Here is a 1,296-nt window from a genome sequence, read left to right as displayed (position 1 = left end):
ACACGGCGAAATCATGAAGCAAATAACAAGAATAAAACCCATAAATAGGGAATGAATAAAAAAACGAGCCAGGGTGCGAAAAAAACGTTAAGCTAACAGGAGACCGGCTGAATTCAGGAGGGAATCCGATGGCAGACGAAACGCTGTATCAAGGCTCGTTTTTTCAATATTTCCAGATGGTGCAAGATCCGCGTCAGGAAGGGAAAGTGCAACATAAACTGATGGACATATTGTTTATTGGCGTATGTGCGAGTCTGTGCCATTGCGAAGACTGGGAGGCGATGGAGCTGTGGGCGACCGAAAGACAGAACTGGTTGCGCAAGTATATACGGCTGGACAACGGGATTCCAAGTGAACAAACCCTGGAACGGGTATTTGAGATGATCTCGCCGAAGCAAGTGGAGATATGCTTTATCGAATGGATGAAGGAAGTGACAGGAAAACCGGAAAAGGATATCGTCTCGATCGATGGAAAAACGATGTGTGGAACGGGAAGTGAAGCGAAAGGAAAAAAAGCGATCCATGTGGTCAGTGCATATAGTCGAAAAAATGGACTTGTGCTGGGACAACGGCAAACGGAAGAGAAAAGCAACGAAATCACAGCGGTACCGGAGCTGTTATCGTTGTTAATGATTAAAGGGTGCATCGTGACGGTAGATGCGCTCAATACGCAGAAAGAAACGGCCCGTCAGATCGTGAAGGGGAACAAAGCGGACTATGTGCTCGCGCTGAAAGGGAACCATCCCCTGTTGTACAGCGAAGTGAGGGACTACTTCGAGACGATGCGGAAAGAAGGAGAAGAGGAAGTCGGATACGATGTGTACACGACGACGGAGAAGGGGCACGGCCGAATCGAGAAACGAATCTACCGCTATACGACGGCAATCGACTGGCTGCAGCCGCGCAAGGAATGGGAGAAGCTGAGCGGAATTGGGATGGTGACGCGGGTGGTAGAAGAAGGGGGACGCATCCGGACAGAAAATGCCTATTACCTGGGGAGCATAACGGAGATCGACAAATTCGCGGAAGCGGTACGGGGACATTGGGGAGTGGAGAGCATGCACTGGAGTCTGGATGTGACGTTTGGGGAAGACGGGTATCGGACGATGGAGCGGAATCGGGCAGGAAATGTAGCCGTTTTAAAGCGAATGGCGTTGAACCTGGTAAGGCAGGACCAGGGCAGGCATAAGAAGCGGAGCTTGAACAAGCGACGTTTTATAGCGAGTATGAATACCGACTACGTGGATGAGCTGCTGCAGAGCTATGTAGCGGCCCGATCAGACGGGGAGTAAGCCC

At 50.5% G+C, this 1,296-nt stretch carries 1 protein-coding gene; it reads left to right on the top strand.

Going from position 1 to position 1,296, the window contains the following annotated elements:
- The first annotated feature begins 128 nt into the window (after positions 1-128).
- The gene (locus WBG83_RS22445; RefSeq protein WP_336747620.1) at positions 129-1,292 is read left to right on the top strand and encodes an ISAs1 family transposase; all 1,164 of its coding nucleotides are present in this window, start codon (positions 129-131) and stop codon (positions 1,290-1,292) included.
- Positions 1,293-1,296: the final 4 nt, after the last annotated feature.

Source organism: Paenibacillus sp. y28, from assembly GCF_037137075.1.
GTDB lineage: Bacteria > Bacillota > Bacilli > Paenibacillales > NBRC-103111 > JBBBNV01.
Note: the sequence above shows the minus strand (reverse complement) of the source record. Positions and strands in the feature narration are given on the sequence as shown.